Here is an 8,945-nt window from a genome sequence, read left to right as displayed (position 1 = left end):
CTATTTATCATGTTGGACCTGTCTTGATAAATTCACGGACTCTATTTATCAAGTCATCTGTCATTTCTATCAAAAAAACCCCCAGTCTTCACTCAAGACTGGGGGCTCCTTTATTATATTTCTATTTCTTCTATTTCCAATTGAATATTCAACATTCCAAGCATTGTTTCAAAGTCTTCCATTGTATAATCTTCATTCGTTGTTACTAAGGATTTTATCTGACCATTTCCTTTTGAAGTGTTCTGTTGAACTTTTTCTACAATAGTATGAGCAGGATTTATAAACATAATATGAGGATATAATTCTTTAAAATAACTATATAACCATGGTAAATGTGTTGATGATAACGTAAATACATCCATTTCTTCATGATTTTCTAAAATATTATCGATAAATTGTTTAACAGTCATTAAAGTACGATACTTATCTGAAATGAACTTACCCGACTCGACAAGTTCAATTAATGGAGAAGCATTAAATTTATAGACGTTACTTTCAGATGATTCACCTTGAATATATTCATCTATTTCTTCGCTTTCAACTAATGATTGTGCCCCTAGTATACCTATTTGTTTAGAACTAGATTTCTCAATTGCTTCTTTTACTGGTGGATACACACCAATTACTTTAGTTTCAAATTCATGTTTAATTTCATCTAACACTGTAATTGTCGGGGCATTTGAAGCAATAATAATTGCACTTGGTTTCCACTTTTCTAAATAATGAATAGTAGTCTTTATAACCTCTTTTAATTCACTTTTAGATTTGCTTCCATATGGGAATTGATTTCGATCAGCTAAATAAATTAAATCTTGAGCAGGAAATTCTTTTCTTAATAATTCAACGATTGAATAACTTCCAAGGCCAGCATCAAAAACAGCGATAGGTTTAATTAAATCATTTTGTAGTTTAGACATATTTTATCCCCTTACTTAAATTTCTAAAAATACTTTTGGTGTATGTGCTATTTTTTTATCAACTACATCATAAAATCCACCTTTTTGATAACCGATACAATGAACGTTATCTTGTGTAACAATATCAAATTCAAGTTCCCATTTTAACTTGCTTACTTTGACTAACCAACATCTTCCTATTGGCTTATCATGTATAGTTAGTGGTACTTTATAGTCCGCTTCTGTTCTCATCAATATAGGTGATATATTATTTTTCATCATTTCTGAGTGAGTCATATACTGATTTATAAATGCAGTTCTTAAATCTTCAAACCACTTCACATAAACTATATTACTTACAATACCCATGGCATCTATGTCGTATATATTGATTTCAATTTCTTTTTCCGCGACTAGTTTTCTCTCTTGCATTAAAAAGACTCCTTCAAACATTCATTTCATTATTTTACGATAATTTTATTTCTATGCACTTACTATTATTACTTAAAATACGTCGCTAAATCAACCTTTGATATAATGACAAGAGGCTGAGACAAATTAATTTGCCCCAGCCCCAATGTTCTTATTTCAGTTCTTCACCGTTTGTATTGATTACATTTTTATACCAATAGAATGATTGTTTCTTAGTACGTTTCAGTGTTCCTTTGCCTTCATTGTCACGATCTACATGAATAAGACCGTATCTTTTTTTCATTTCACCAGTAGTGAATGATACGATATCAATTATGCCCCATGGTGTGTAACCCATTAGCTCGACTCCATCTTCGTCTACCGCTTCGATTGATGCATTAATATGTTCTCTTAAATAATCAATGCGTTCTTGATCATCAATTGTTCCATCTTCTTTAAACTCATCAGTCGTTCCGAAACCATTTTCTACTATAAATAATGGCAATTGGTAACGATTATACAGCGCGTTTAATGTATATCTGAGTCCAACTGGATCAATTGCCCATCCCCACTGGCTGACTTTAATATATGGATTTTCAACTGAATTTGGTAATCCTCCATTAACAACATTATCTTCAACACTTTGTTGTGCATCATGTTTAACGACAGTAGACATATAATAACTAAATCCAATATAATCTACAGTACCGTTTTTCAAGATTTCGTCATCGCCTTCTTGCCACCTAATGTCGTAACCTTTTTTCTCAAACATCTTCAATGCATAACCAGGGTAATAACCTCTTACTTGAACATCAGGGAAGAAGTATCTTAAACGACTTGCAATTTCTGCTTCTAAAATATCTTTTGGATTACATGAATAAGGATAAATCGGTACATGTGAAATCATATTCCCAATGACAAAGTTAGGATTGATCTCTTTACCTTTTGTAACAGCAAGTGCACTAGCAATTAATTCATTATGTGCAACTTGATATAATACCTCTTCTGCATCTTCATCTTCTGACAAAGTTACTCCAGAGTTTGTCCATAAGAATATTTGATTACTCGTATCCATTTGATTATTAATTTCATTAAAAGTCATCCAATACTTAACTTTATCTTTGTAACGATTAAATACCGTTTCTGCAAAATGCACAAAGAAATCTACAACTTTACGATTTCTAAAACCACCATATTCACGAGCTAAATGTAATGGCATTTCAAAGTGTGACAATGTTAGTACAGGTTCAATATTATATTTTAACAATTCATCAATCACATCATCATAAAATTTCAAACCTTCTTCATTAGGCTCTGTTTCATCACCATTAGGGAAAATACGTGTCCAAGCGATTGAAGTACGTAAACATTTTAATCCCATTTCATTGAATAAACCAATATCTTCTTTAAATCTATTATAAAAATCTATACCCTCATGATTTGGATAAAATTTATCCGCCTCAATCGTTTCTGTAATTTCTCTCGCTTTACCATGTTCACCCGCAGTCATAACATCATGAACACTTAGACCTTTACCACCTTGATCATATCCACCTTCAAATTGATTGGCAGCTAATGCGCCACCCCATAGAAAATCTTTATTTAATTTAGCCATTTTAAAAACTCCTTTATATTTTAATGATATTTAAAATTACTTCGCCTTTATTAGACTTCGCGTTGTTAACCGGTATAATCTCACTAAATTCTGCACTATTTGTGATGATAACCGGCGTAATTGTGTTATATCCTTTTTCTTCTAATGAATCTTTATCAAATTTAATTAAAGGCATACCCTGAGATATTTCATCGCCTTCTGATACCAATACTTCAAATCCTTCACCGTTAAGCTCAACAGTTTCAAGACCGATATGAATCAAAATTTCTGCCCCATCTAAAGTATTAATTCCGATAGCATGTTTAGAAGGTGCAATCATGCTTACTTTTCCTTCTACTGGACTATAAATTGTATTATCCTTTGGCTCTATTGCTATACCTTTACCCATTAAACCTTCTGAAAATACTGGATCTGGTACTTTTTCAAGTTGAACAATATTTCCTGATACTGGTGAATAAACTTCAATTTCTAATTTTTCATTTGGAACGACTGCGTTCGATTGATTTGCATCAGCAGTTTCAACTTGTTCAGTTGTATCTTCACCATAACCAAAAATTTGAATGAGTATAATAGGTAACACAATCGCAATAGCAGTACCAATTAAAATCCCCCAAATTGACGATACATTATCTGCATTATAACCATTTACTATTGTTAATGGTCCTGGCAACCCTGCATAAGCATAATATTTTGGATTGAAGAAACTGGCCACAAATGCACCAATTGCACCACTAATACAGGCAATGATAAATGGCTTTTTAAATCTTAAGTTCACACCATATATTGCGGGTTCTGTTATTCCAAAAATACCTGTGATACCAGCAGATGATGATACCCTCTTAACTTCTTGACTTTTCGCTTTAATAAATACACCTACAACCGCACCAACTTGCGCTATAACAGCGATTGTTTGATAAGCTTGGAATGAATCACTTCCGTGTTGTTCAAAGTTTGCAAGAACAACTGGTGTAATTCCCCAATGTACACCAAATATTACAAACACTTGCCATACTCCACCAATAATTGCCCCTGCTAACCAAGGTGCAACTTCAACAAGTGAATTGTATCCATTCGCAATACCATGTGCTGCCAATGTTGAAATTGGACCAATTACTAACAATGTCACTGGCACCATAATAATAATAGATAAGAATGGTACAAATAGCGGTCTTACAACTTCATGAATTGTTTTATTTAGGAATTTTTCTAAATAAGATAAAATCCAAACAAGCAATAATGGTGGTAAAACAGAAGATGTATATGCAGTTTCAGTTAACGGCATACCGAATAATCTAACTGTTTCTCCATCACCAATTCTGTCGAGTATCGCAGTAAAATCTGGACTCACTAATGCCGCAGAACATGCAATAGCTATGTACATATTCACATTAAAATGTTTGGCTGCTGTAATCGCAATAAAAATTGGTAAGAATGTAAATGGTGCCCAAGATATGAAATTGAATACTTCATATGTTCCTGTTTTAGAAAATGATGGTGCAATTAAATTAATTAATATCAATAAACCTTGCAAAATACCTGCAGCAGCTAATATATAAATAAATGGTGCAAATACAGCTGACATTGTAGCAATAACTCTATTTAATATACTTCCTTTATTTTCTGTTTCATTTTGTTGTTGATTCTTATTAGAACCACCTATCATTTCATCAAAAGCTTTATGAACATCTCCAACATTATTCCCAATAACTACTTGAAATTGTCCATTATTTTCAACAACTGTAACGACACCTTCTATTTTTTTTACTTTTTCATTCGCAGTTGGATCTGACCTTTTTAGTACAAGTCTTAACCGTGTTGCACAATGTGTGCTTTTAACAATATTTTCTTCCCCGCCAATTACCTCAAGAATCTCTTTAGCAATTCTTTCGTTTTTGTTCGCCATAATTCCACCCCAATTATCTCGTTTTCTATTTGTATACTCTTACATTATAATTATACCGGTACAATTTGTAAAGATAGATACAAAATTAAATAGCACTATTAATTTAACAAATGCTATAATGTAAGTATTATCAACGAAAAGTGGGGTTTAATATGCTGAAGTACGAATTAATTGCTGAACGTATTGAAGAGCTAATAGAGAATGGACAATATGAAGCTGGAGACAAATTACCAAGCGTAGAAATATTAAGATCTGAATTTAATGTAAGTAAGAGTACAATTATTAACGCTTTAAAAAGTCTCGAAAAAGAAGGATTAATTTACCAAGCAAGAGGAAGCGGTATTTATGTAAGAAATCCAAAAAGAGATGGCTACTTAAACTTATTTACTGCAGATGGATTTTCAGATGATTTGAAAGGTCACGAAGTAACAAGCAAAGTCTTAAAAATAGCTGAAATTAAACCTGAAGAACACATTAAAACTCAATTAAAATTACAAGATAATGAAACTGTATATTATGTAGAGCGAATTAGATACGTTGATGGCAAAGTATTCTGTATAGAAACTTCGTATTTCAGTAAAAATGTTGTACTATATATGAACGAAGAAATAGCAAACGGTTCTATATTCGATTACGTAGAAAACAATTTAAAAGTAAAAGTCGGTTTCACAGATATTTATTTTAAAATAGATAAACTATCTGCCGGTAATGCTGAACATTTACAATTAAACGAAGGCGATCCATCATTAGAATATGAACAAATATTTTATACAAGTACAGGCATACCATTCGACTATTCTAAAATTATTTTCCATTACGAAAACTCACGATTCTATATACCTTCTGTAAAATAATTTTATGTGTATGGTTATATGGGTGAATCGCACGATATCTTCTGAGTCTTCGTGCGTTTTAACCCGATTTGAGCCGAATCGCACGATATCTCTACAGTCTTCGTGCGTTTCTATCGAATTACATTACAAAATGAGGCAGGGACAAATTGATTGTCACTGCCTCTTATCATTTTATTGAAATAGATGTCTGTCTCACACTATATATTTTTTAAATTTCACTTTACTTATCTTCTGTTGGATTGATAGCTTGTATGAATTTGAATTTAGCATCTTCATATTCAAATTCTAATATACAACAATTCGTAAATTTAACTTCTTTCACTTGCTCAAATGGTAACCACAACTGTAAGAACATAAATATAGCTCCACCGTGACTAACTGCTAACATCGTATCTGCTTCGTCATTTTTCATGATTTCTGTTAATGTTTCATTCATTCTATTTTGAACATCTACACTTGATTCTCCACCATAATCAACGAAGTAGTCTCCATATGATGTTTCACCAGGTTTATGTGGTGGATTCAATAATTCACTCTCCGCTTCAAACAAGCCAAAGTTCCATTCTTTTAGTCCTTTTAATCTAACATATGATTTCTCAGGGCATATTAATTCTAATGTATCACAAGCTCTTTCTTGTGTAGATGAATATAATGATTGAAACTGAACATTGGCTTCATCAAAATATGCTTTTGCCATTAGTGCCTGTTCTATTCCAAGCTTTGTCAAAGGTGAATCTGATGCCCCTTGTATCTTTTTCTTTTCATTAAATAATGTTTGTCCATGTCGCATAAGATATAACTTCTTACTCAAGTGCCATCATCCTTTCATAATATGTATTATTCTAAATATATCCTACCACTAAAAATATCATCTTATAATTATCATGCACTGTATTCTGTATTTTTATACTTTTATCTCTAAAAATGTAACATCCTCTGTAAAGTGTAAAAGTCGCTAATTTAAAAAGAGTATTTCTATTGATTTATAAAACAATATAAGTATAATAATTATAGTTAGTTTAATTTTTATAAATAGAAGGGAAATATATTATGTCACAAGTATTATTCATTACAGCTCATCCACATGATGAAACTGTTTCTTTTTCAATGGCAACAGCTAAAGCTTTTATCGAAAGTTATAAAACTACAAATCCTAACGATGAAGTAGTTCATATTGATTTATACAATTCATATATTCCACAAATTGATGCAGATGTATTTGCTGGTTGGGGTAAACTACAATCCGGAGCAGGCTTTGATGCACTTTCTGAAGGCGAACAAGGTAAAGTACGTCGCCTTAATGAATTAAGTGAGCAATTTGTAAATGCAGATAAATATGTATTCGTTACACCATTCTGGAACTTCTCATTCCCACCAGTAATGAAAGCATATTTAGACTCAGTATCAGTAGCAGGTAAAACATTCAAATATACTGCTGAAGGTCCAGTTGGTTTATTACCAGATAAAAAAGCGCTACATATCCAAGCACGTGGCGGATATTATAGCGAAGGACCAGCAGCTGAATTAGAAATGGGTCACCGTTACATCGGACAAATGATGAGTTTCTATGGCATAACTGACTTCGATGGATTAATCGTTGAAGGACATAATGCTAACCCAGAAAAAGCAGAAGAAATTAAAGCTGACAGTATCGAACGCGCTAAAGCTTTAGGAAAAACTTTCTAATAAAACGACTATAAATAATTCTGTCGACAAAGCTTAAACTTTGTTGGCAGTTTTTTTGTATACACTTTTAATGAGGAAATGAGAGACTTCCAAACTCCACTCCCTACATCACTTTCAAAATATTCATCAACATTTTCTTTGTTACTTTGCTTATGAAAGTATACAATTATATTTAAAGAACTATTCATTATTTTTAAGGGGATGAAACATATGGATACTGCATTTAATACAACAAAAGAGTTTGCTCATGCTTTAGATAAAGCAGATGTTCTGCATCATGTTCGTGATCGTTTTTACATACAGCCTAATGAAATTTATATGGATGGTAATTCGTTAGGTCTTGCTTCTAAAGATGCTGAGGCAGCGCTACTGAATACGCTTGAAGTTTGGAAAAAGGAAGGTATTAAAATTTGGAACGTTGAAGATAGTAAATACTATCATTATTCTAAACAAATCGCTTCAAAAATGGCACCTCTAATCGGGGCTAATCCAGAAGAAGTCGTTATTGTTGGTAGTACAACTTCTAATATTCACCAAGCTTTAAGTACATTTTACGAACCAACTGACAAGAAATATAAAATATTAGTAGATGATTTAAACTTCCCTACTGACCGTTATGCTGTTGATAGTCAAGTTCGTCAAAAAGGATTAGATCCTGAAGATACTGTTAAAGTCGTGACAAGCTCTGATGGTATGTTTATTGATGAAGATGCAATTATCGATGCTATGACAGATGATGTTGCACTCATTCTATTACCTACCGTGCTTTATCGTTCTGCACAAGTACTAGATATGGAAAAATTAACGATGGCTGCTAAAGAACGTGACATTATAATCGGATGGGATTTATGTCATGCTATTGGCGCAATTGAAATGGACTTAACTCTAATAGATGCTGACTTTGCAGTATGGTGTACTTATAAATATTTATCAGGAGGTCCAGGTTCAACTGCTGGTTTATATATTAATAAAAAACACTTCAATAAAAATCCTGGTACTGCTGGATGGTTTGGAAACAAAGATGAAACACAATTCCAACTAAATCATACGTTTGAACATCAACCAGATGCATCAGGCTGGCAAGTAGGAACACCTAATATTCTTTCAATGGCACCACTTGAAGGCGTGCTCAATATTTTTAATGAAATAGGTATGTATGCAATAAGAAATAAATCAGTACATATCACAGCATATTTGATGTATCTTATTGATGAAGCATTATCAGATTACGGCTATTCTGTTGGTAATTTACGTGATGATTTTAAACGTGGTGGTCATGTTTGTTTAGTTCATGATGAAGCCTATCGTATCAGTTTGGCACTTAAAGATAAAGGCGTTATACCTGACTTTAGAGAACCAAATGTTATACGCTTAGCACCTATTGCTTTATACACATCATATGAAGAAGTTTATAAAGTCGTTGAAATCTTAAAAGAAATTGCACAAGAGCATTTATACGAACAATATAGTAACAAGCGTGGACTTGTCGTATAATGAATCAAGGTTTTATAAAGGAGCAACATCATGTACAAGAAATATGGAGAAATCTTTCGTTTCATTATCGTAGGCGGTATTAACAC

Annotated in this window: 8 protein-coding genes; 3 read left to right on the top strand and 5 right to left on the bottom strand. The window is 32.5% G+C overall.

The genetic code is table 11. The features are described from left to right. Positions 1–113 precede the first annotated feature (113 nt). The 4 genes from B2G86_RS12740 to B2G86_RS12725 form a co-directional block, all read right to left on the bottom strand. Positions 114–917 carry a glutamate racemase gene (locus tag B2G86_RS12740; RefSeq protein WP_078358564.1) on the bottom strand — a complete coding sequence of 268 codons (804 nt, stop codon included), beginning with the start codon at positions 915–917 and terminating at the stop codon, positions 114–116. A gap of 15 nt (positions 918–932) precedes the next feature. Next, positions 933–1,328 (bottom strand): acyl-CoA thioesterase, encoded by a 396-nt coding sequence (locus tag B2G86_RS12735; RefSeq protein WP_078358563.1) that lies wholly within the window; start codon positions 1,326–1,328, stop codon positions 933–935. Positions 1,329–1,479: 151 nt separating this feature from the next. Then, complete coding sequence (locus B2G86_RS12730) at positions 1,480–2,922, bottom strand: 6-phospho-beta-glucosidase (protein WP_078358562.1); 1,443 nt, start codon at positions 2,920–2,922, stop codon at positions 1,480–1,482. 13 nt (positions 2,923–2,935) lie between these two features. Continuing rightward, positions 2,936–4,825 carry a beta-glucoside-specific PTS transporter subunit IIABC gene (locus B2G86_RS12725; protein ID WP_078358561.1) on the bottom strand — a complete coding sequence of 630 codons (1,890 nt, stop codon included), beginning with the start codon at positions 4,823–4,825 and terminating at the stop codon, positions 2,936–2,938. A 152-nt stretch (positions 4,826–4,977) separates the two neighbouring features. Between B2G86_RS12725 and B2G86_RS12720 the strand changes: the two genes are divergently transcribed. Further along, entirely contained in the window at positions 4,978–5,679 is a 702-nt protein-coding gene (locus B2G86_RS12720) for a GntR family transcriptional regulator (protein WP_078358560.1), read from the top strand. Between the two features lie 220 nt (positions 5,680–5,899). On the opposite strand, the gene B2G86_RS12715 is transcribed toward B2G86_RS12720, so the two are convergent. Continuing rightward, entirely contained in the window at positions 5,900–6,490 is a 591-nt protein-coding gene (locus tag B2G86_RS12715) for a histidine phosphatase family protein (RefSeq protein WP_198931347.1), read from the bottom strand. 239 nt (positions 6,491–6,729) lie between these two features. Here B2G86_RS12715 and B2G86_RS12710 point away from each other — a divergent pair, with 239 nt between their 5' ends. Both B2G86_RS12710 and kynU read left to right on the top strand, forming a co-directional pair. Beyond that, positions 6,730–7,365, top strand: coding sequence for an FMN-dependent NADH-azoreductase (locus B2G86_RS12710; protein WP_078358558.1), 636 nt, complete (start codon positions 6,730–6,732; stop codon positions 7,363–7,365). Between the two features lie 210 nt (positions 7,366–7,575). After that, positions 7,576–8,859, top strand: a complete 1,284-nt coding sequence (gene kynU, locus B2G86_RS12705; protein ID WP_078358557.1) for a kynureninase — start codon at positions 7,576–7,578, stop codon at positions 8,857–8,859. Positions 8,860–8,945: the final 86 nt, after the last annotated feature.

The organism is Mammaliicoccus fleurettii (genome assembly GCF_002018435.1).
GTDB lineage: Bacteria > Bacillota > Bacilli > Staphylococcales > Staphylococcaceae > Mammaliicoccus > Mammaliicoccus fleurettii.
This window is presented reverse-complemented; position numbering and strand designations above follow the sequence as displayed.